This window comes from Nesterenkonia suensis, from assembly GCF_054782935.1.
Map to the genome: position 1 here is coordinate 354614 of NZ_BAAGRN010000001.1, position 20209 is coordinate 374822.

17 protein-coding genes and 1 pseudogene are annotated in these 20209 nt (G+C 69.0%); 14 read left to right on the forward strand and 4 right to left on the reverse strand.

The features are described 5' to 3' along the window. Positions 1-2: 2 nt before the first annotated feature. From ACYVKI_RS01505 to ACYVKI_RS01540, 8 genes and pseudogenes are all read left to right on the forward strand, one after another. Positions 3-149: pseudogene (locus ACYVKI_RS01505) on the forward strand (zinc ribbon domain-containing protein); the annotation flags it as partial. 6 nt (positions 150-155) lie between these two features. Further along, on the forward strand, positions 156-407 hold the full coding sequence (locus ACYVKI_RS01510) for a Zn-ribbon domain-containing OB-fold protein (protein ID WP_460689376.1): 252 nt from the start codon (positions 156-158) through the stop codon (positions 405-407). A gap of 163 nt (positions 408-570) precedes the next feature. After that, the gene (locus ACYVKI_RS01515; RefSeq protein ID WP_460688578.1) at positions 571-2007 is read left to right on the forward strand and encodes an aldehyde dehydrogenase family protein; all 1437 of its coding nucleotides are present in this window, start codon (positions 571-573) and stop codon (positions 2005-2007) included. Positions 2008-2400: 393 nt separating this feature from the next. Next, positions 2401-3765, forward strand: a complete 1365-nt coding sequence (locus ACYVKI_RS01520; RefSeq protein ID WP_460688579.1) for an MFS transporter — start codon at positions 2401-2403, stop codon at positions 3763-3765. Positions 3766-3873: 108 nt separating this feature from the next. Beyond that, positions 3874-4971, forward strand: a complete 1098-nt coding sequence (locus tag ACYVKI_RS01525) for an ABC transporter substrate-binding protein (protein WP_460688580.1) — start codon at positions 3874-3876, stop codon at positions 4969-4971. A gap of 156 nt (positions 4972-5127) precedes the next feature. After that, positions 5128-6072, forward strand: a complete 945-nt coding sequence (locus ACYVKI_RS01530; protein ID WP_460688581.1) for an ABC transporter permease — start codon at positions 5128-5130, stop codon at positions 6070-6072. Position 6073: 1 nt separating this feature from the next. Continuing rightward, positions 6074-6865, forward strand: a complete 792-nt coding sequence (locus tag ACYVKI_RS01535) for an ABC transporter ATP-binding protein (RefSeq protein WP_460688582.1) — start codon at positions 6074-6076, stop codon at positions 6863-6865. A gap of 114 nt (positions 6866-6979) precedes the next feature. Further along, positions 6980-7273 carry a hypothetical protein gene (locus tag ACYVKI_RS01540; protein WP_460688583.1) on the forward strand — a complete coding sequence of 98 codons (294 nt, stop codon included), beginning with the start codon at positions 6980-6982 and terminating at the stop codon, positions 7271-7273. 79 nt (positions 7274-7352) lie between these two features. Here ACYVKI_RS01540 and ACYVKI_RS01545 read toward each other — a convergent pair whose 3' ends face one another. Next, on the reverse strand, positions 7353-8669 hold the full coding sequence (locus ACYVKI_RS01545) for a short-chain fatty acid transporter (protein WP_460689377.1): 1317 nt from the start codon (positions 8667-8669) through the stop codon (positions 7353-7355). Positions 8670-8988: 319 nt separating this feature from the next. On the opposite strand from ACYVKI_RS01545, the gene ACYVKI_RS01550 reads away from it, so the two are divergent. The 4 genes from ACYVKI_RS01550 (at position 8989) to ACYVKI_RS01565 (ending at position 12786) form a co-directional block, all read left to right on the forward strand. Next, positions 8989-10191: a thiolase family protein gene (locus ACYVKI_RS01550; protein WP_460688584.1), complete on the forward strand. Its 1203-nt coding sequence runs from the start codon at positions 8989-8991 to the stop codon at positions 10189-10191. 2 nt (positions 10192-10193) lie between these two features. Beyond that, positions 10194-11078: an enoyl-CoA hydratase/isomerase family protein gene (locus tag ACYVKI_RS01555; RefSeq protein WP_460688585.1), complete on the forward strand. Its 885-nt coding sequence runs from the start codon at positions 10194-10196 to the stop codon at positions 11076-11078. After that, positions 11075-11968, forward strand: a complete 894-nt coding sequence (locus tag ACYVKI_RS01560) for a 3-hydroxyacyl-CoA dehydrogenase family protein (protein ID WP_460688586.1) — start codon at positions 11075-11077, stop codon at positions 11966-11968. The genes ACYVKI_RS01555 and ACYVKI_RS01560 overlap by 4 nt, the downstream gene beginning before the upstream one ends. A gap of 74 nt (positions 11969-12042) precedes the next feature. After that, the gene (locus ACYVKI_RS01565) at positions 12043-12786 is read left to right on the forward strand and encodes a Pr6Pr family membrane protein (protein WP_460688587.1); all 744 of its coding nucleotides are present in this window, start codon (positions 12043-12045) and stop codon (positions 12784-12786) included. A 320-nt stretch (positions 12787-13106) separates the two neighbouring features. Here ACYVKI_RS01565 and ACYVKI_RS01570 read toward each other — a convergent pair whose 3' ends face one another. The 3 genes from ACYVKI_RS01570 to pdhA are packed head-to-tail and all read right to left on the reverse strand — an operon-like array spanning position 13107 to position 17156. Next, positions 13107-14654 (reverse strand): dihydrolipoamide acetyltransferase family protein, encoded by a 1548-nt coding sequence (locus ACYVKI_RS01570; protein ID WP_460688588.1) that lies wholly within the window; start codon positions 14652-14654, stop codon positions 13107-13109. A 1-nt stretch (position 14655) separates the two neighbouring features. After that, positions 14656-15828: an alpha-ketoacid dehydrogenase subunit beta gene (locus tag ACYVKI_RS01575; protein WP_460688589.1), complete on the reverse strand. Its 1173-nt coding sequence runs from the start codon at positions 15826-15828 to the stop codon at positions 14656-14658. A gap of 2 nt (positions 15829-15830) precedes the next feature. Beyond that, positions 15831-17156: a pyruvate dehydrogenase (acetyl-transferring) E1 component subunit alpha gene (gene pdhA / locus ACYVKI_RS01580; RefSeq protein ID WP_460688590.1), complete on the reverse strand. Its 1326-nt coding sequence runs from the start codon at positions 17154-17156 to the stop codon at positions 15831-15833. Between the two features lie 199 nt (positions 17157-17355). Between pdhA and ACYVKI_RS01585 the strand changes: the two genes are divergently transcribed. Beyond that, complete coding sequence (locus ACYVKI_RS01585; RefSeq protein WP_460688591.1) at positions 17356-17847, forward strand: Lrp/AsnC family transcriptional regulator; 492 nt, start codon at positions 17356-17358, stop codon at positions 17845-17847. Positions 17848-17950: 103 nt separating this feature from the next. After that, positions 17951-20068, forward strand: coding sequence for a phenylacetic acid degradation bifunctional protein PaaZ (gene paaZ / locus ACYVKI_RS01590; RefSeq protein ID WP_460688592.1), 2118 nt, complete (start codon positions 17951-17953; stop codon positions 20066-20068). The last annotated feature ends 141 nt before the right edge of the window (positions 20069-20209 follow it).

The following is a 20209-nucleotide window of genomic DNA, read 5'->3' on the forward strand; positions in this document are numbered from 1 at the left end:
CGATGAATCAACACCCCACGCCCACGATCACTCCTGTGACCCAGCCGCATTACGAAAGGGCGAGCCGCGGTGAATTTACGATCCAGCGATGTCGGCGAGACGGCAGCGTCTGGTACCCCCCGGCTGCCACCTGCCCGTCCTGCTTGGAGGATGACGTGGAATGGCAGGCTGTATCGGGTTCCGCGAACCTGTGGTCCTGGGTGGTCGTCCACCAGCGATATCTTCCTGAGTTCGAGAATGAACTTCCCTACGTGGTGGCATTTGTTCAGCTGGACGAGGGCCCTTTCCTGATGTCGACCGTCGTCGGCGCGTCGCCTGATGAGCTCGATGTCGGCGATGAGCTCGTCCTCGAGCTGGAGAAGTACGGCGAGGACAAGGTGTCCATGCCGGTCTTCCGCGTGGTGTGACTCCGCCGCTGTCGTGCGGTCTTCAGCATCTCGGTATGAACCAGAAATCACCGTCGCCTGCGGGATGCGCTGATGTGCAGACATCGAATCGTCCGCCCATGAGTGACAGGCGCAGGGAAACGCGGTGCCACGTGTGTGATCAACTGTGATAAGGAGTACTTCGATGACCTCTCATCGTTCAGAAGGCGACGCCTTCGCCAAAGCGGGTGATCTGCTCGCCGTGATCCAGCCGGACGAAGGCGGGCGGACGCTGCTCGACCCCGCGACGGGTGAGGTCGTGGGTCGGGCGCCCATCCATACGGTGGATGATCTCAATGCGGCCATTTCGGCGGCGCGGGCCGCGCAGTCTGAGTGGGCTGGCCGCGGGCATGCTGAACGTTCGGCACTCATGGTAGAGGCCGCCGAAGCGGTGGAAGCGTCGGCGGAGGCGCTTGCCGAGCTGCTGTCCAGGGAGCAGGGGAAGCCGCTCAACGGCCCCAATGCGCGCTTCGAGGTCGGCGCCTGTGCGGCCTGGCTGCGGGCGACTGCCGCCCTTGAGCTGGAGCCGGAGGTCCTCGTCGAAGAAGACGGTGCTCGCGCGGAGCTGCACTATCGGCCATTGGGCGTCGTGGGGGCCATCGGACCGTGGAATTGGCCGATGATGATCGCTACATGGCAGATCGCGCCGTCATTGCGCATGGGCAACACCGTCGTCGTGAAACCGTCCGGATATACCCCCTTGTCGGTGCTTGCATTGGTCGAAGTTCTGAATCAGGTCCTGCCGGCGGGGGTCCTGCGCGTCGTGACGGGGGGCCGCGAGATCGGTGAGGGTCTGGTCGCCCATCCGGGGGTCAACAAGATCATGTTCACCGGATCCACCGGGGCGGGCAAAGCCATCATCCGCAGCTCGGCGGACAATGTGACTCGCCTGACCATGGAACTGGGCGGCAACGACGCAGGGATCGTGCTGCCGGACGTGGATCCCGCGGCGATCGCCGAGGACGTGTTCTGGGGGGCGTTCCTCAACACCGGCCAGACATGTGCCGCACTGAAGCGCCTCTACGTGCACGAGAAGGTCTACGACGCCGTGTGCCAGGCTCTGGTCGAGGTAGCCAGGCAGATGCCGATGGGCGTGGGCCTGGATGAGAAGAATGTGCTGGGCCCCCTGCAGAACAGGGCCCAGTTCGATACCGTCGCGGAGCTCGTCGACAAAGCGAAGGCAGGAGGAGGACGAGTGCTGCTCGGGGCCGAGCCCCAGCAGGACCAGCCGGGGTACTTCTACCCCACGACTCTCGTGGCCGACCTCGAGAACGACAATCCCCTGGTGGCCGAGGAGCAGTTCGGTCCGGCGCTGCCGATCATCAAGTACTCCGACATCGATGAGGCGATCTCCATGGCCAACGCATCGGACGTCGGTCTGGGCGCTTCGGTCTGGTCCTCTGACCCGGCCAAGGCTCGGGAGATCGCGTCTCGCATCGAAGCTGGAAGCGTGTGGATCAATAAGCATGGAGCGGTTGACCCCCGCATTCCGTTCGGTGGGACCAAGCAATCAGGGTACGGTCTCGAATTCGGCGTCGAGGGTCTGAAACACGTCGGGGCCCCGCAGGTCATCAGCGGATAGTCGGGGTGCGGAGCCCGGGTCGGGTCGCGTCAGAGGCTGTGGGGGCAGCGGTCCCATCGGAGTCTGAGCCGGGGAGGGCGAGTCGACGAACGGCCCCCATGGGTTGCGCGTGGTGGGAGGTTCGCCCCGGTCCGTGTCGTCGCCTCCCCGTGAGGGTCGATGACGGATGCTCGAGCCGGTGCTGGTGGGAGGGCACGCCTCAGCCTTGTGGTCGTGCGGTGGCGGTGCGGGGCCAAGATTGCGGTGTCCGGAGTCTGTGTGGGTGACTTTTCGAACTGACCAACCGTTCGGTCAATAAATCTGGTACATTCTCTCGCAGAGGGTGAGCTGGATCACATGACCTGCTCCTCGACGCCGGCGGCATGCCCGCACCGACCCGCACCCGGAGACGACATGAGCCAGACGATCTACCTCAGCACCGAAGGCCATGAGATGACCCGCGAGGAGAAGAAGGTCCTCGCCGGAACCCTCGTGGGCACCACCATCGAGTGGTACGACTTCTTCATCTATGCGCAGGCGGCAGGGTTCGTGCTCGCCGTGCTGTACTTCGAGCCGCTCGGTGCGGAGAACCAGGCGCTGGCGCAGATCATCGCCTGGGCGTCGGTGGGCATCTCCTTCCTCTTCCGCCCGTTAGGTGCAGTGCTCGCCGGGTGGCTGGGCGATCAGTTCGGGCGCAAGATCGTCCTGGTGGTCACGCTGATGGGTATGGGCGGGGCCACGGTGCTGATCGGCCTGCTGCCCACCTACGCCACCCTGGGCATCGCCGCCCCGGTGATCCTCATCCTCCTCCGCATCCTGCAGGGCCTCTCCGCCGGCGGAGAGTGGGGCGGTGCGGCGCTGCTGTCGGTGGAGCACGCGCCACGGCATAAGCGTGGCCTGTTCGGCGCCTACCCCCAGATCGGTGTGCCGCTGGGCATGCTGCTGGCCACCGGGTTCATGTTCGGCCTCAACGCACTCACCACCGAGGAGCAGTTCCTGGAGTGGGGCTGGCGTGTGCCGTTCCTGTTCTCCTTCGTGCTGATCATCGTCGGCTACCTGATCCGGATGAAGGTCGATGAGTCCCCGGTCTTCACCGAGATGAAGGAGCGCAAGAAGGAGTCCTCGGCGCCGCTCAAGGAGCTGGTGACCACCCATAAGAAGTACACCTTCCTCGCCGCACTGATCTTCGCGGCGAACAACGCCGCCGGCTACCTGGTGATCGCCTTCTTCGCCGCCTACGGAGTGAACCACCTGGGGATGGAGCGCACCGAGACGCTGATCGCCTCACTCATCGGCGGTGTCGGCTGGTTCATCTTCACGCTCTTCGGCGGATGGGTCTCCGACCGCATCGGCCGCGTGCGGACGTTCCAGATCGGCTACGGCATCATCATCGTCTGGGCCGTGCCGATGTGGTTCCTGCTGGACACCGCCTCGTTGCCGCTGTTCGCCGCCGCGATCTTCCTGCTCACCGTGGGTCTCGGCCCGTCCTACGGCCCACAGTCCGCCCTCTACGCCGAGATGTTCCCGGTCTCGATCCGATTCTCCGGGGTCTCCATCGGCTATGCGCTGGGCTCCATCATCGGAGGAGCCTTCGCCGCCACCATCGCCCAGACCATCCTGGACACCACCGGCAGGTCCTGGCTGATCGGGGTGTACATCGCCGCCCTGGCGGTCATGTCCTTTGTGGCCGTCTCGGTGGTCCCGAAGCACCTGCAGGGAATCGATCTCAACGACGACGCGGAGCGCGAGGAGCTCGCGCTCACCCGTCCGATGCGCTGACACGCCCGCCCAGGGCAGACAACTGACCCCGACGTCGCGCATGATGTCAGTCATGGATCGCTCACCAGCGCTGATGACTGATCCGCACCACAGATGAGGAGAACCCCCATGCGACACCACAGCACCATTCTGAAGCTCTCGGCCGCCACGGCTGCCGCCGCTCTGCTGATCACCGCCTGCGACGGCGGCGAGGGAGAGGACGACGGCGGCGGCGACGGCGACAGCTACTCCATCGGCATCACCCAGATCGTCGCCCACCCGTCCCTGGACGCCGCCCGTGACGGCTTCAAGGCAGCCTTCGAGGACGCCGGAGTGGAGGTGGACTGGGACGAGCAGAACGCCCAGGGCGAGCAGGCCACCGCTTCCAACATCGCCGGCACGTTCGCGACCGCGGGCCACGACCTGGTCCACGCGATCGCCACCCCCACCGCCCAGGCGGCCGCCCAGTCGATCACCGACATCCCCATCGTCTTCTCCGCGGTGACCGAGCCCGAGGAAGCCGGCCTGGTGGACTCCTGGGACGCTCCCGGCGGCAACGTCACCGGCGCCTCGGACATGAACCCGGTGGCCGACCAGCTCGAGCTGCTCACGGAGATCGCCCCGGACGTGGAGTCCGTCGGCATCGTCTACTCCTCCGGGGAGGTCAACTCAGCCGTCCAGGTGGAGCTGGCACACGAGGCCGCCGAGGAGCTGGGCCTGGAGATCCAGGAGGCCACCGTCTCGAACTCCTCCGAGGTCCAGCAGGGCGTCGAGTCGCTGAGTGTGGACGCCATCTACGTGCCCACCGACAACGCCGTCGTCTCCGCCCTGGAATCGGTGCTGCAGTACTCGCACCAGAACGAGATCCCCGTCATCGCGGCAGAGGGCGACTCGGTGCAGCGCGGTGCGCTGGCCACCTACGGCATCAACTACGAGACCCTGGGCCGCCAGGCCGGGGAGATGGCCCTGCGCATCCTGCAGGACGGGGCGGACCCCGCCGAGATGCCCGTGGAGACCGGTGAGGTCCTCGAGCTGGTCGTCAACCCGGAGGCCGCCGAGCTGATGGGCATCGAGCTCGATGACCAGCTGCTCGACCGGGCCGACGGCGTAGTCGGCGAGGACCTCGAGGAGCTGGACCCCGAGGACGACGAGGAGTCTGACGAAGACGACGAGGGTGACGAGGGCGAAAGCGACGACGAGAACGACGACGAGAACGACGACGAGTGACCTGCTCGGGAGCTCTCCCGCGGAGGATCGCACAATACATCTGAGCACCAGGACGGGCACCGGGCCGCCTCACCAGGCTGATCCGGTGCCCGACCCCTGGACGGACGTGGACACGTCGTCGGGCGCGACCCGTCCGATGGCGGCGAATGAGGACACATGATCACAGCATTGGAGCTCGGGCTGATCTACGCGATCATGGCCCTGGGCGTGTACCTGACCTTCCGGATCCTGAACTTCCCGGACCTGACGGTGGACGGCTCGTTCACCTCGGGTGCGGCGACGGCGGCGATCCTGATCACCAACGGAGTCAACCCCTTCCTGGCGACGGCGGCGGCGTTCGTCGTCGGATGCCTGGCCGGCCTGATCACCGGGCTGCTGCACACCAAGGGGAACATCAACGGCCTGCTGGCCGGCATCCTGACGATGATCGGGCTGTATTCGATCAATCTGCGGATCATGGGCGGGGCCAATGTGCCCCTGCTGGGGCAGGACACCATGATCAGCGGCCTGCGCAGCCTCGCCGGCGTCGGCTGGACCTCGGTGCTGGTGCTGGCCGCCGTCGCCGTGATCTTCAAACTCATCATGGATTGGTATCTGCACACGGACAACGGTCTGGCCCTGCAGGCCACCGGTGACAATGAGCAGATGATCCGCTCCTTCGCGGTCTCCACCGACCGGCAGAAGATCACCGGACTGATGCTCTCCAACGGCCTGGTGGGCATCTCCGGTGCCGTGGTCGCCCAGCACCAGGGCTTCGCCGACATCGGCATGGGGATCGGTCTGATCCTCGTCGGTCTGGCTTCGGTCATCGTCGGCCAGGCGATCTTCGGCTCGCGCACCGTCTTCCAGGCGACCCTGGCGGTGGTGTTCGGCGCGGTCATCTACCGGCTGGCCATCCAGCTGGCGCTGAACGTGGGGCTGAACCCGAACGATATGAAGCTGATGTCCGCGGCGCTGGTGGTGGCCGCCCTGCTGCTGCCGCAGTGGAAGGGCTTCGCGACGCTGACTCGACGGCGCAAGGGCCGGTCGTCGCTCGCCGCGGCGGCCGAGACCACGACGACCTCCGACGCCCCGGCCGGCGCCGGCACGAAGGGAGCCTGACATGCTGAGCATCGCATCTGTGGCCAAGACGTTCTTCCCCGGGACCGTCAACGAGCGTCGTGCCCTGGTCGACGTCGACCTGGAGATGGCCGAAGGGGACTTCGTCACCGTGATCGGCTCGAACGGCGCCGGAAAATCCACTCTGCTGAACACTGTGGCCGGACGCATCATCCAGGACTCGGGGGTCGTCTCCCTGGACGGCAAGAACGTCAGCCGACTCAAGGAGCACCAGCGGGCCGCGATGGTGGGCCGGGTGTTCCAGGACCCGATGGCCGGCACCGCACCGAACCTCACCATCGAGGAGAATCTGTCCCTGGCCGACCGTCGCGGCAAGGCCCGTGGGCTGGCCCGGGGTGTGACCAAGGCGAAGCGGGAACGGTTCGCCGAGGCGCTCACGCAGCTGGAGCTGGGACTGGAGAGGCGGCTGAAGACCAAGGTCGGGCTGCTCTCCGGCGGGCAGCGGCAGGCGCTGAGCCTGCTGATGGCCACCTATTCCGATCCCCGGGTGCTGCTGCTGGACGAGCACACCGCCGCCCTGGATCCGCAGCGGGCGGAGCTGGTCACCCGGCTGACCCGCTCCGTGGTGGAGGAGAAGGGCCTGACCACGCTGATGGTCACCCACAACATGGTCCAGGCCCTGGAGGTCGGGAACCGGCTGATCATGATGCACGAGGGCCGGATCATCCTCGACGTGGACGCCGAGCGGAAGTCTCGGATGACCCCGGAGGATCTGCTGGCCGAGTTCGGCAAGCTCAAGGGCGCCGTCGTCGACGACAAGACGATGCTGCAGTAAGTCCCCTCCTCCACCGTTGAGCTGGTGCGTTTTCGCCGGAATCAGGCGCTGTTGAGCGTCATTCGGGCGGAAACGCACCAGCTCAACGCGTTCTGAGGGGGTACCGTGGGGGCCATGACTGCTGACGCGCTGGTGCTCCTGACCGCGAACCCGCTCGTCCCCACTGGGTTCGAAGCCGTCGCGGGCGGGGCAGGCCTCTTCAGCCTCGCCCTGCTCGTCTGGGCGCTGGTCGAGATCTTCCGCTGCCCGGGCCTGGCCTTCGGGTGGAAGCTGGTGCTGGGGCTTCTGGCGTTCACGCTGCCGTTCCTGGGGCCGCTCGTCGCGATCGTCATGGCGCGTTCGCATCGCCGTCGGGTCGAGTCCGGGGAGCTGGCCCTCACCGTGATGGCGCCGCCGCGGAACCGTTGAGCTGGTGCGTTGCCGCCTCAAAGGCGCCCGGGAGGGCCTCATTCGGGCGGAAACGCACCAGCTCAACGGCGGGAGGGAGTTACGACACGATCAGCAGCGTCGCGGCGAAGACGAGGCCGGAGGCGATGAGAACGATCGTGGTATATCCGAGGATGTCGCGCATCTTCAGCCCGGCGATGGCCAGCAGCGGCAGCGCCCAGAACGGCTGGATCATGTTCGTCCACTGGTCGCCGTAGGCCACCGCCATGATCGCCACCGCTGGATCGGTGCCCAGGGACTCGGCCGCCTCCAGCAGGATCGGCGCCTGCACGGCGATCTGACCGCCGCCGGAGGGGACGAAGAAGTTTACGATCCCGGCGGAGAGGAACGCCCACAGGGCGAAGGTCTGGTCCGAGGAGATCGCCACGAACGCTTCGGAGAACACCTGCATCAGCCCGGTGCCGGCCATGATGCCCAGGATCCCGGCGTAGAGCGGGAACTGCAGCAGGATGTCCCCCACATTCGCGGCGGCCTCCTTGGTCAGTGCCAGCAGCTCGAAGGGGCTGCGCACCAGCAGCATGATCAGCGTCAGGAAGCTCCAGTTCACGATGTCCAGGGTCAGTCCGCCGCCACCGGAGAAGTGGATGACCAGGTAGCCGATCAGCATGAGCCCCACCAGCAGCGTGGGGAGGCGGCTGGCGTCCACGCGGTCGGCCGGAGTGACGACGGCGTCGTCGACCTTCGTGTCCTGCAGGCGCGCGTCCACACCCAGCGGGACGACGTCCTGGGGGTTGCGGGGCGCGATGAGCGTCAGTGCGCCGGCGACCATGAGGATCGTCACCGCGGCGGCGATCAGGTTCCAGCCGGTGAACACCGTCTCTGTGATGGACAGCGGCTCGCCGAGGACATCGGCCACGAAGGAGTCCGGCGTGGCGGCGGTCAGCGGTCCGGAGGCGGAATACCCCATGTGCCACACCACGAAGCCGGAGAACCCGGCGGCCACCAGCATCGGGAAGTGCACCGGCATCTCCCGACGGCGGGCCTGCTCGGCGACTTCCCGGGCCATCAGGCCGCCCACCACGAGTCCCAGCCCCCAGGTGATCAGCGAGGCCAGGGCGGCGATCAGGAACACGAACAGGTAGGCCTGCATGGGGGTCCGCGGAACCTGGGCCAGTCGGCGCAGCAGGGCACGGACCGGACGGGTGCTGGCCAGGATGTAGCCCAGGAACAGGATCAGCGCGATCTGCGTCATGAACTCCAGCAGGCCCGCCAGGCCGAGGCCCCATTCCTCGACCACCTGCACCGGGCCGGCGTCGGTGAGCAGCAGGGCGAGTACGGCGACGATGACGGTCAGCCCGATCGCGAAGACCAGGGCTGAGGGGATCAGCTTCTCGACCAACGTGTTCAGCGGTCGCATGACGGGGCCGAGCAGGGCTCCGCCTCCCGCGCTGGGCTTCTGGCCTGAGGGGGCAGCGTTCACGGCATCCTCCTTGATGGTGAGACTGAGGTGTCAGTGACAGGGAAGGGGTGATCCCTGAGTGACGTGGCTCACCTCACCCTAGCCAGTCGGCCGCCTCGCCGGGCGAGCGACCCGCTGGGGGCGACGCAGGCGTCCTCCTGGTGATTGACCTCACAGCCCGAGCGTGGAAGAGTGTTCAGGTGAACGATCGGTCAGTAATTTCGGTCCGGCGACCTGCCGCCGCCCTGCAGCCCTCACCGACAGTCGGAGGAACCCCGTGACCACCCCCGCCTTCCTCGTCTCCGGGACACGCACGCCCGTCGGCCGCTACGGCGGCGCGCTGTCCTCCGTCCGGCCCGACGACCTCGCCGCCCTGGTGGTGCGCACGGTCGTCGAGGATGCCGGCATCGATCCCGCCGCTGTGGACGAGGTCATCCTCGGCAACGCCAACGGCGCGGGCGAGGAGAACCGCAACGTGGCCCGTATGGCCTGGCTGCTGGCTGGGTTCCCCGAGACCGTCCCGGGGATCACCGTCAATCGGCTGTGCGCCTCTGGGATGAGCGCCATCGCTCAGGCGCACCACATGATCGCCGCCGGTGCCGCGGACCTCGTCGTCGCCGGGGGAGTGGAATCCATGTCGCGGGCCCCCTGGGTGATGGCCAAGCCCACCCGCGGCTTCGGCAAGCCCGGGGAGATCGTCGACACCTCCATCGGCTGGCGCTTCGTGAACCCGAAGTTCCTCACCATCGACAAGCGGACCTACTCCATGCCCGAGACCGCCGAGGAGGTCGCCCGCGTGGAGGGTGTGACCCGGGAGGAGGCCGATGCCTTCGCCGTGGAGTCCCAGCGTCGGGCGGTCGCCGCTGTCGACGCCGGCCGGCTGGCCCGCGAGATCACTCCCGTGGAGGTGCCCGGCCGGAAGGGCGCAGTGACCGTCGTCGACACCGATGAGGGGCCGCGCCCCGGCACCAGCATGGAAGACCTGGCCGGCCTGCGACCGGTGGTCGCCGGCGGAGATGTGGTCACCGCCGGCAACTCCTCGTCCCTGAACGACGGCGCCTCCGCCGTCATCGTCGCCTCCGAAGCCGCCGTCGAACGGTACGGGCTCACCCCGCGGGCCAGGATCGCCGGCGGGGCCAACGCCGGGCTGGTGCCCGAGATCATGGGCATGGGGCCCGTGCCGGCCAGCACCAGGGCCCTCGAGCGCGCCGGCTGGAACATCGGCACAGTGGAGGCCGTGGAGCTCAACGAGGCCTTCGCCACCCAGTCCCTGGCCTGCATCCGACGCCTGGGCCTGGACCCCGCACTGGTCAACGCCGACGGCGGCGCGATCGCCCTGGGCCACCCGCTGGGCTCCTCCGGGGCGCGCATCGTGCTCACCCTGGCCCGCCGCATGGAGGATGAAGGCGCCCGCCGCGGCCTGGCCAGCATGTGTGTGGGAGTCGGGCAGGGATCGGCGATGCTGCTGGAGGCGGTGTGACCATGACCGAGACCCCTGCGCCGCACGCCTCCGGCCAGAACGGACCCCGGCTCGACGCCGCCGCCTTCACCACCCTCCGCGTCACCGAGGCCGAGGACCGCCTCCATGCCCGACTGGACCGGCCCGAGGTCCGCAACGCCATCGACGCGACCATGGTCGACGAGCTCCACGCGCTCTGCGCCCACCTGGAGCATCACCCGAAGATCCTCCTCCTCTCCGGCACTGACCCGGAGCCGCAGACCGGTCGGCCCGGAGTCTTCGCCTCCGGAGCCGACATCGGCCAGCTGCGTGCACGCCGCCGCGACGACGCCCTGCGCGGGGTCAACTCCACCGCCTTCGACCGCCTCGCCAAGCTGCCCATGCCGGTCATCGCCGCCCTCGACGGCTACGCCCTCGGCGGCGGGGCCGAGCTCGCCTGGGCCGCCGACTTCCGACTCGGCACGCATGAGCTGAGAATCGGCCAGCCGGAGACCGGACTGGGCATCATCCCCGCCGCCGGGGCCCTATGGCGGCTGCGCGAGCTCGCCGGGGAAGCCATGGCCAAGGAGATCCTGCTGGCCGGGCGCATCCTCGACGCCGAGGAGGCCCTGGCCCATGGGCTCCTCCATGCCGTGCACCCGGCGGGGGAGCTGCTCGAGGCCGCCGATGCGCTCGCCGATCGCATCGCGAGGCAGGACCCGCTGGCGGTACGGATCTCCAAGCAGGTCTTCCACATGCCGCGGGAGGCCCACCCGCAGATCGACAACCTCGCCCAGGCGATCCTCTTCGAGTCCGAGGCGAAGTTCGACCGCATGCAGGCCTTCCTGGATCGGACGCGACGCCAGGCCGAGCAGCAGGCCCAGAAGCCCGCCGACGAGCCCGCCGAGACCACAGGAGACGACGCATGAGCACCCCACAGACCGTTGAGCCCGCCCGAGGCGCCACCCTGCCCGCCGTCGTCGGCGTCCTGGGAGGAGGGCGCATGGGCGGAGGCATCGCCCACGCGTTCCTGATCTCCGGAGCCGAGGAGGTCGTCGTCGTCGACGTCTCTGCGGAGGCGGCCGAGGCCGCCCGCGGACGCATCGAGGCCGACGTCGCCGCCTCCCGGGACCGTGGCAAGATCAGCGGCGAGCTGACCGACTGGACGGCGAAGCTCACCACCACCGACGACGTGACCGCCTTCGCCCGCTGCGGGCTGGTCATCGAGGCGGTGCCGGAGGACATGGAGCTGAAGACCTCCTCACTGCGCCGTGTGGAGCAGCAGCTGTCCCCGGAGGCGTGGCTGGCCACCAACACCAGCTCGCTGTCAGTGACCGGACTGGCCGAGCACCTGCAGCGCCCCGAGCGGTTCTGCGGACTGCACTTCTTCAACCCTGTGCCGGCCTCCAAGCTCGTGGAGGTGGTGCTCGCGGAGACCACCGGCGAGGAGCTCGCAGGTCTCAGTCCGCAGTGGGTGGAGGCACTGGGCAAGACGCCGGTGGTGGTGAACGACGCTCCAGGCTTCGCCTCCTCCCGGTTGGGGGTCGCGATCGGTCTCGAAGCCATCCGGATGGTCGAGGAAGGTGTGGCGAGCCCGCAGGACATCGACAATGCCATGGTGCTGGGCTACAAGTTCCCCATCGGTCCGCTCGCGCTGACCGACATCGTGGGCCTGGACGTGCGGCTCGGGATCGCCGAGTATCTGGCGTCCCAGCTGGGGGAGCGCTTCGCCCCGCCGCAGCTGATGCGGGACATGGTGGCCCGTGGAGAGCTCGGCAGGAAGACCGGCAGGGGCTTCTACGACTACTCTCAGGACTGACCCGCCGGCCCTCCTGATCCGGATGTCCTGAGGTGGAGTCCCTGAGGTGGACCATCTGAGACGGATCCCCTGACGTGGCCGGCGACGAGCACACAGGAGATGCCCTGAGCGCACAGCAGGACGCAGTGGAGCCGCGACCCTTCGGCTCCATTCGGTGGGAGGAGTCGACGACGGCGCGAGGCCTCCACGCCGTCGTCGCGCTGCTGTGTGCCGGAGGCCTGGCGACCTCCGTGTACCTGGGGTGGACCACGGAGACCAGCCTGCCGGCCGGGGTCGGCTACCACGGCGGATTCGCCGCCGGTTGGGAGCACACCCTCAACCAGCCCGCTTACTTCACAGTGCTCTCCGGGTTCCTGGCCTGCCTGACCTCGGCGATGCTGGCGGTCCGGGTGCATCGCACCTCCACGGTCTTCCATGCCCTGCGGCTCTGCGCCGTGGTGAGCGTGATCATCACCGGAGTGGTGTTCAACCTGCTGCTGCGAGGCCCGGACGTGCTCACCGGGGTGCGGTGGGTCAATGACACGGTGCTGCACGTCATCGTGCCGATCCTGGTGCCGGCCGTCTGGCTGCTGATCGGGCCGCGAGGAGTCATCACCGGGAAGGTGATGGCGCTGTCCCTGCTGGTGCCGTTGGGCTGGCTGGCCGTCACCCTCGGACGCGGGCCGCTGATCGACTGGTACCCCTATGACATCCTCGACGTCCCCGGGATGGGGTACCCGGGGGTCGGGGTGTACATCGGGGCCATCCTCGGCGGATACCTGCTGGTGGCGTGCCTGCTGGGGGCGGTGGACCGCCTCCTTGCGCGACTGCTTGGGTGAGGGCTTGCTGGCCCCTGCATCCAGGAGTCATTCTCCCGTCCATCGAAAGCGGCTGACGCGCGTCACCCGGTCTAGGATGTGAGGGACAATGACTCCTCGATGGAGAGGGGCCGGGGTACGGTCCCCGCCGCGTGGCGTCACGCGGAGGCGGGCCGTGCCCCGGCCGTCGTGCAGGGTGCGAGTGATCCTGCGGGCGGTCCGAGGGGCCGGCCCCGTGGATCCGGCCCCGTGGATCCGGCCCCGTGGATCCGGCCCCGTGGATCCGGCCCCGTGGATCCGGCCCGTGGATCCGGCCCGTGGATCCGGCCCGTGGATCCGGGTCAGAGATCTGCCAGCGCCGTGGAGGGGTCCTCCACGCAGCGGGCCACGAAGTCGAGGAACCCTCCGGCGGTGCCGCCGTCGCAGACCCGGTGGTCGAAGGCCAGGGTGAGGGTGGTGATGCTGCGCACCGTCAGCTCCCCGTCCACCGCCCACGGGCGGTCCAGGATGCGCCCGATCCCCAGGATCGCCACCTCCGGGTGGTTGATGATCGGGGTGGCGCCGTCGGAGCCGAAGACCCCGTAGTTGTTCACCGTGAACGTGCCGCCGGTGAGCTCCCTGCCGGAGAGGGAGCCGTCGCGGGCGGCCCCCACGAGCCGGCCGATCTCGCCGTGCAGCTCACGGGCGGAGAGTCGCTCCGCATGCCGGACCACCGGCACCACCAGTCCGGTGTCGGTCTGGGCGGCGAAGCCCAGGTTCACCCCGTCGAAGTGGACGATCTCCTGCTCGCCGTCCTCCCGGGTGTCCACCCGGGTGGCCAGCTCCGGGTGGCGGGACAGCCCAGCCAGCACGAACCGGCCGATGAGCGCCAGCAGCGAGGGCGCGGAGGAGCCTGCGGCCTCCGCCTGACGCTTCAGCCGGGCACGCAGCGCCAGCAGCTCCGTGGCATCCACGTCCTGCCATACGGTGGCCTCGGGGATCTCCCGCCGGGAGCGGGAGAGCGTGGTGGCCACGGCCTTACGGAGGCCGGTCACCGCGACCCGCTCGCGGATCTCGAGTCCACCAGGGGCCGGCAGGGACGGCGACGCCGAGACCGGGGCAGCCGACGTAGAGCCAGTCGACACTGGGCCAGTCGACGCCGGGGCAGTCGACACCGGCGCCTGCTGCGGGGCCTGAGCAGTCTGCTGGCCCTGGGCGGGCGCTGCGCCGCCAGACTCCACGGCGGCCAGCACGTCGGCGCGGACGATCAGCCCGTCCGGGCCCGTGCCCGTCAGGCTGGTCAACGGGATGGAATGCTCTCGGGCCAGTCTGCGGACCAGCGGAGAGGAGACTCGCGGCGCCTTCTGCGCGGGGCGCTCCGCCACGGCGAGAGCAGGCTCAGAGCCCCCGGATCCGGCACCTCCGGGGCGGGGTCCGGTGGGTGACTGGACCGAGCCACCGGCGCGACGCCGGCGACGGCGGGATCCGGCGGAGGTGGAGGTGCCGTAACCGATGAGCACGTTTCCCGATCCCTCGTCGGCCTCCTGGCTGGAGGCGTCGTCGACCGGAAGCGCCGTCCCGGCGCGCTCCTCCTCACGGTAGCTCAGCGCACCGGAGGAGTCGGTGCCGTGCTGGCCCGCATCGGCCGAGCCGGTGTCGTCGAGTCCGCCGCTGCCGTCGGTGTCGACGGTGATCAGCGGCTCATCGACGATCAGGGTCTCGCCGACCCCGCCGTGGAGGCGCACGACGATCCCCGCATACGGAGAGGGGACCTCGATGGAGGACTTCGCGGTCTCCACTTCGGCGATCGGCTGGTCGACCTCGATCATGTCGCCCTCGTCCACCAGCCAGCTCAGCAGTGTGGCCTCGGTGAGTCCTTCGCCCAGATCGGGCAGGTTGAAGGTAGTCATCTCAGTCCTCCCACTGCAGCTCATCGAGGGTGTCCAGGACCCGCTCCACACTGGGCAGGTGGTGAGCCTCGAGCTTCGGCGACGGGTACGGGATGTCGAAGCCGGTCACCCGCTTCACCGGGGAGGCCAATGAGTGGAAGCAACGCTCCTGGACCCGGGCCACGATCTCCCCGGCCACGGAGACGAATCCCTGCGGCTCGGCGATCACCACGGCGCGGCCGGTCTTCTCCACGGTGGCGGCCAGGGCGGCGTCGTCGAAGGGCACGATGCTGCGCAGGTCCAGGACCTCCGCGGAGATTCCCTCCTCCGCCGCGGCCTCGGCGGCCTTCAGCGCCACGGACACTGAGGGCCCGTAGCTGATCAGCGAGACGTCGGTGCCTTCGCGGACGACGACGGCATGGCCCTCAGCGCCCACGCCGACCTCGGAGTCAGCAGTGGCCCCCGCCTCGTACCGCTGCCGCAGGACGGCCAAGTCCACCGGTTCCTTGGTCCAGTAGAGCTTCTTCGGCTCGAAGAAGACCACCGGGTCGGGAGAGTCGATGGCTTCGCGCAGCATCAGGTAGGCGTCGGCGACAGTGGCCGGAGTGAAAACCTTCAGTCCTGGAGTGTGGGCGTAGTAGGCCTCGGAGGAGTCGCAGTGGTGCTCCACTCCGCCCACGCCGCCGCCGTAGGGCACACGGATGACCATCGGTAGGCGCACACGGCCACGGGTGCGATTGGCGAGCTTGGCGATGTGGCTGAAGATCTGCTCCAGGGCCGGATAGGCGAAGGCGTCGAACTGCATCTCGACCACCGGCTTCATACCGTTGATCGCCATGCCGGCCGCCATGCCGGCGATCCCGGACTCCGCCAGCGGCGTGTCGAAGCACCGGTTCTCTCCGAAGCGTTGGGTCAGCCCGTCGGTGATGCGGAAGACACCGCCCAGGGTGCCGACGTCCTCGCCGAAGACGCAGACGGCGTTGTCGTGCTCCATGGCGTCGGACATCGCCGTGTTCAAGGCGGCGGCGAAGGTGGTCGCCTTCGGCGCCGGCCGAGGGGCGGGCGCATCGGCCGGCGCCGCGCTGGCCCCGGGGCTGGTGGCGTCCGCGGTGTTCTCGGTGTTCTCGGTGTTCCCGGTGTTCCCGGTGTTCTCGATGTTCTCGGTGGTGGTGGCTGTGTCGGTGGCGGGGGCCATGGTCAGTCCTCCTGGCTGCGCTCGAGCTCGTCGGCCAGCAGCGCACGCTGTTCGCGCAGCTGGGCGGTGGGGGCGGAGTAGACGTGGTCGAAGATCTCCAGCGGGTCCATGTCCGGCTCGGTGGTCATCGCCTGGCGCAGGGAGGCGGCCACCTCCTCGGCCGTGGCACTGATGCGGGACTCGACGGCGTCGTCGAGCACTCCCTTGCCGGAGAGGAACCGCTTCATCCGCAGCAGCGGGTCGCGTTCCTTCCACAGCGCCACTTCGTCCGCGTCGCGGTAGCGGGTGTCGTCGTCGGCGTTGGTGTGGGCCTGCATCCGGTAGGTGGTGGCCTCCAGCAGCAGCGGCATGGAGTGCTCGCGGGCCAGGTCCACGGCACGGCGCAGGGTGGCCAGCACGGCAACCATGTCATTGCCGTCGACCTGTTCACCGGCCATCCCATAACCGATGGCCTTGTGCGCCAGCGACGGAGCGGCCGTCTGGTGGGACAGCGGCACGGAGATCGCGTAGCCGTTGTTCTGCACGAAGAACACCACCGGCACTTCGAAGACGGCGGCGAAGTTCAGCGCCTCGTGGAAGTCGCCCTCGCTGGTGGCTCCGTCGCCGCACATGGCCAGCACCACGGTGTCTTCGCCGCGGAGCTTCGCGGCATGGGCGACGCCGACAGCGTGCAGCAGCTGGGTGGTCAGCGGGGTGGACTGGGCAGAGATCCGGTACTGGTGCGGGTCGTAGCCGCAGTGCCAGTCGCCGCGGAAAGAGACCATCACCTCCAGCGGGTCGACGCCGCGGGTGATCACCGCGACGGTGTCCCGATAGGTGGGGAACATCCAGTCACCGTCGCCCAGGGCGAGAGCGGCGCCCACCTGGCAGGCCTCTTGGCCGTGCGAGGAGGGGTAGACGGCGAGCCGGCCCTGGCGGACCAGAGCGTAGTTCTGGTCGTTGACGCGGCGGCCGACGACGAGCGCCTCGTAGGCGGCCAGCAGCGCGTCGTCCTCGGGGATGGGGTATTCGTGGCCGGGGCTGGTACCCTGCTCGTCCTCGGGGATCAGGGTGCCCTCGGGGGAGAGCATGCGGATCTGGCGCTGGGCCGGGAGCATGTACTGCTCCGGGGTGATCCCGAAGCGGCGGCTCGTCTCCCAGATGTGGGTGGCCTGCTCGGCCTTCTCATGGCCCGGGACGTCCGGGGCGAAGCGCGGGTCCACGTCGGTGCTCGCGGGACCGGCGCCGGTGCCCTGTCCGGTGTCGGCGGCCTGCTCGGGCTGCTGCGCGTGCGACGAGGCCTGCCCGGTGGGGGTGGTCTCGTCGGCTGGTGCTGTGCCGGGGGTCATGGCTGTCAGCCTCCTCGAAGGTGTCGCCGGCGCGGTGGTCGCGGCATGGGTGCATCACGGGTGATGTATCGAGTGTGACCCAGCTCATGGTGCGGTCTCCAGCTCTGCCGGACATCCAAGACGTCGTCTCACTCGGCGGGCTGTCGGTTGGACGATCTGCTCTCCAGTTGGGCATCTGGCAGTGGTATCGTCCAGCGATATGAGCAGTCTGCCGGACACCACTTCGTCGAGCACGCGGCCGCTGGACGCCGTCGACCATCGCATCCTGGCTGCACTGAGTGCGGATGCGCGGAAATCGGTCACCAGCATCGCCCAGGAGCTCCACCTGTCCCGGGCCAACGCCTATGAGCGCATCGCCCGGCTGCGGGATGCGGGGGTGCTGCGTGGCTATACGGCAGTCATCGATCCCCGCGCCGCAGGTCTCGCGACGGCGGCCTATGTGTTCCTCACGCTGAAGCAGGATGACTGGGAGGTGTTGCGCTCGGCGCTCGCCGATGAGCCGGCGGTGCGCCATCTGGCCCTGGTGGGCGGGCAGTACGACGCCGTACTGCTGGTCCGTACGCGCACGGTCGAGGAGCTGCGCCGGGTGATCTTCGAGCGGATCCAGTCGCTGTCCTGTGTGCAGTCCACGCAGACGGCGCTGATCTTCGACGATCACGCCGAGCATCGGCATGCCGCCCCGGAGGGGTGAGGTGCTCCCGTGGCGTCCGCCCCTCGAAAAGTGGCCGTGATCACGTTAGGATGATCATGATTACCGACCGTTCGGTCAGTTACGCCGCCGTCGAGAGGACGCCATGACTGCCACTGCCCCCACCGCCGAGGCCGCCGTCGTCGACCTGCTGCCCAGCTACATCCAGGACTCCTGGTGGACCCCGGAGGGCCCGCAGAAGGTCGCCGAGGTCCACGACGCCTCCACCGGGGAGCCGGTGTGCCGGATCTCCACCGACGGCCTGAACACCCGTGCCGCCGTCGACCATGCGCGCAGCGCCGGCCAGGCCAGCCTGGGGGAGATGACCATCCATCAGCGAGCCCTGCGGCTGAAGCACATTGCGGCCTACCTGGACGAGCACAAGGAGGAGCTCTACGCGCTGTCCGACCGCACCGGCGCCACCCGTCGGGACCACCTGATCGACGTCGACGGCGGCATCGGCACCCTGCGCGTGTTCTCCTCCAAGGGCCGCAAGGAGCTGCCGAACGCCAACGTCATCCTCGACGGCGCCGTCGAGCAGCTCTCCCGGGACGGCTCCTTCCTCGGTGAGCACATCTACACCCGACTGACCGGCGTCGCGGTTCAGATCAACGCCTTCAACTTCCCGGTCTGGGGTATGTTGGAGAAGCTCGGCCCCAGCTTCATCGCCGGGGTGCCGACCATCGTCAAGCCCGCCAGCCAGACCGCCTACGTCACCCAGGCCTGCGTGCGGCTGATGCTGGAGTCCGGGCTGGTGCCCGACGGCGCGATCCAGCTGATCTCCGGCTCCGCCCGGGATCTGCTCGACCACCTGGACCATCGCGACCACGTGGCCTTCACCGGGTCGGCGGCCACGGCGCAGATGCTCCGCTCCCACCGCAACGTCCAGGAGGGCGGCGTCCGCTTCACCGCCGAGACCGACTCGCTCAATGCGGCCATCCTGGGCCCCGACGCCGGGCCGGGGACCCCCGAGTTCGACGCCTTCATCAAGTCGGTGACCCTGGAGATGACCGCCAAGGCCGGGCAGAAGTGCACCGCCGTGCGGCGGACCATCGTGCCCAGCGAGCACGTCGACGCCGTCGTCGAGGCGCTGCGCAGCCGCCTGGAGTCCCGCGTGGTGCTCGGCGACCCCCGCGATGACTCCACGACCGTCGGCGCCCTGGCCTCGAAGGACCAGCAGGCCGAGGTCGGCCGTGCGGTGCAGACCCTCCTCGGCGCCGGTGGAACCCTGCGACTGGGCGGCCCGGACGCCGAGCTCGACGGGGTCGACGCCGAGACCGGCGCCTTCTTCGCCCCCACGGTGCTCTCCTTCGAGGACTCGCGCACTCCGGAGGTCCACTCGGTGGAGGCCTTCGGGCCCGTGACCTCGGTGCTGGGCTACGCGGACGTGGACGACGCCGTGGAGCTGGCCGCACTGGGCGGCGGCTCCCTGGTGGCCACCGTCTGCACTCACGACCCGGAGACCGCAGCGGTCTTCGCCCGCGGCATCGGCTCCCACCATGGGCGGGTGCTGTTCTTGGACCGCGACGACGCCAAGACCTCCACCGGCCACGGCTCGCCCCTGCCGCACCTGGTCCACGGCGGGCCCGGCCGCGCGGGCGGCGGCGAGGAACTCGGCGGGGTGCGAGCGGTGAAGCACTACATGCAGCGCACCGCCGTCCAGGGCTCTCCGGACCTGCTCACCGGCGTCACCGGAGTGTGGCATCGCGGCGCACGGGCGACCACGGCCACTCCGGAGACGGTGGCCTCCGGCGAGGCAGTCCACCCGTTCCGAAAGTCGCTGGCGGAGCTGCGGATCGGCGACCAGTTCGCCTCGGGGCTGCGGACGGTGAGCCTGGAGGACATCCTGGCCTTCGCCGAGTCCACCGGGGACACCTTCTACGCGCACACGGATGAGGAGGCGGCGACGGCCAACCCGTTCTTCCCGCGCCGGGTGGCCCACGGCTACCTGCTGGTCTCCTGGGCCGCCGGGCTGTTCGTGGAGCCGGCCCCGGGTCCGGTGCTGGCCAACACCGGCCTGGAGAACCTCTCCTTCCAGACTCCGGTGACCTATGACGACTCCATCCGCGTGACGCTGACGGCCAAGCAGATCATCCCGCGGGAGACCGACGACTACGGCGAGGTCCGCTGGGACACCGTGCTCCACAACCAGCACGACGAGGTTGTCGCCACCTATGACGTGCTGACCCGCGTGGCCAAGGAGAAGGCCCCGGACTGGGTGTGAGTCTCTGAGCCGTCGGGCCGTCGGGCCGTCGGGCGGTCGGGCCGCTGAGCCATTGAGCCCATCCTCCTCCTGATGGCGGGACCCCTCCCCGCTGGGAGGGGTCCCGCCATCAGGTCGGGGTGACATGGGGGCGCATCGTCG

What these genes read in the sequence shown, in the direction of transcription:
- ACYVKI_RS01515 (WP_460688578.1), top strand. Translation starts at nt 571, where the DNA reads ATGACCTCTCATCGTTCAGAAGGCGACGCCTTCGCCAAAGCGGGTGAT.
- ACYVKI_RS01520 (WP_460688579.1), top strand. Translation starts at nt 2,401, where the DNA reads ATGAGCCAGACGATCTACCTCAGCACCGAAGGCCATGAGATGACCCGC.
- ACYVKI_RS01525 (WP_460688580.1), top strand. Translation starts at nt 3,874, where the DNA reads ATGCGACACCACAGCACCATTCTGAAGCTCTCGGCCGCCACGGCTGCC.
- ACYVKI_RS01530 (WP_460688581.1), top strand. Translation starts at nt 5,128, where the DNA reads ATGATCACAGCATTGGAGCTCGGGCTGATCTACGCGATCATGGCCCTG.
- ACYVKI_RS01535 (WP_460688582.1), top strand. Translation starts at nt 6,074, where the DNA reads ATGCTGAGCATCGCATCTGTGGCCAAGACGTTCTTCCCCGGGACCGTC.
- ACYVKI_RS01540 (WP_460688583.1), top strand. Translation starts at nt 6,980, where the DNA reads ATGACTGCTGACGCGCTGGTGCTCCTGACCGCGAACCCGCTCGTCCCC.
- ACYVKI_RS01545 (WP_460689377.1), bottom strand. Translation starts at nt 8,669, where the DNA reads ATGCGACCGCTGAACACGTTGGTCGAGAAGCTGATCCCCTCAGCCCTG.
- ACYVKI_RS01555 (WP_460688585.1), top strand. Translation starts at nt 10,194, where the DNA reads ATGACCGAGACCCCTGCGCCGCACGCCTCCGGCCAGAACGGACCCCGG.
- ACYVKI_RS01560 (WP_460688586.1), top strand. Translation starts at nt 11,075, where the DNA reads ATGAGCACCCCACAGACCGTTGAGCCCGCCCGAGGCGCCACCCTGCCC.
- ACYVKI_RS01570 (WP_460688588.1), bottom strand. Translation starts at nt 14,654, where the DNA reads ATGACTACCTTCAACCTGCCCGATCTGGGCGAAGGACTCACCGAGGCC.
- ACYVKI_RS01575 (WP_460688589.1), bottom strand. Translation starts at nt 15,828, where the DNA reads ATGGCCCCCGCCACCGACACAGCCACCACCACCGAGAACATCGAGAAC.
- pdhA (WP_460688590.1), bottom strand. Translation starts at nt 17,156, where the DNA reads ATGACCCCCGGCACAGCACCAGCCGACGAGACCACCCCCACCGGGCAG.
- ACYVKI_RS01585 (WP_460688591.1), top strand. Translation starts at nt 17,356, where the DNA reads ATGAGCAGTCTGCCGGACACCACTTCGTCGAGCACGCGGCCGCTGGAC.
- paaZ (WP_460688592.1), top strand. Translation starts at nt 17,951, where the DNA reads ATGACTGCCACTGCCCCCACCGCCGAGGCCGCCGTCGTCGACCTGCTG.